This is a genomic window from Neisseria sp. 27098_8_112, from assembly GCF_041433235.1.
In the GTDB taxonomy this organism is placed as follows: Bacteria; Pseudomonadota; Gammaproteobacteria; order Burkholderiales; family Neisseriaceae; genus Neisseria.
Genome location: NZ_JAPWBB010000045.1, coordinates 1 through 627 on the forward strand (window position 1 = coordinate 1; position 627 = coordinate 627).

Here is a 627-nt window from a genome sequence, read left to right on the forward strand (position 1 = left end):
AACGTTTCAGTGCCTCAAATCAAAGAGGTTGATGCAGCAACAGCACAAGAAGCATTAAAGAAACTTAAGCATCAAGCCCACACAATTTCACGCATTAACGAAACAGCCTGCGCGGCCAACTAAACAAATTTAAAAGGGAAAATCCATGTCAAAGAATATCAGCGTAAAAATCAATAGTGGCAACGAAACCGTTGAGACCGTCAAACTGAACGCAACGAATAAAAAAGTCATTATCAAAGCACAACCGAATGTGAACTACGAATTGGTTGACGACAATACCCAATACGCCCCAGAAACTATCGATACCAAACGTATTGGTAACGACCTTTACATTGCATTTGAAGGCACCGACATTAATCAAGAATCCGATTTAGTACTGGAAGGCTATTACGAAAACAACAATACCGAATTACTTTTGGGTAAGGCAGAAAACGAACAATACTACGCCTATGTACCGCAAAGCGGCGTTGAAAGTGATGCAGTTACCTTATTGGCAGAAGAAGTATTTGCTCCACAGGCGTTAGGTGGTAATAGCGTAGCTACACCATTTTGGGCATTTAATCCTAATTGGCTGTGGGCTGCAGCCGGAGTGGCCGCAGTAGGTGGCATTATTGCTGCTGCAAGTGG

The 627-nt window shown here is 42.7% G+C and carries 1 protein-coding gene; it reads left to right on the forward strand.

The window, feature by feature from the left end; genetic code table 11:
• Nucleotides 1-145: 145 nt before the first annotated feature.
• Nucleotides 146-627 (forward strand): hypothetical protein (locus O3682_RS11710; RefSeq protein WP_371510186.1); only part of this gene is annotated, 482 nt, incomplete at its 3' end.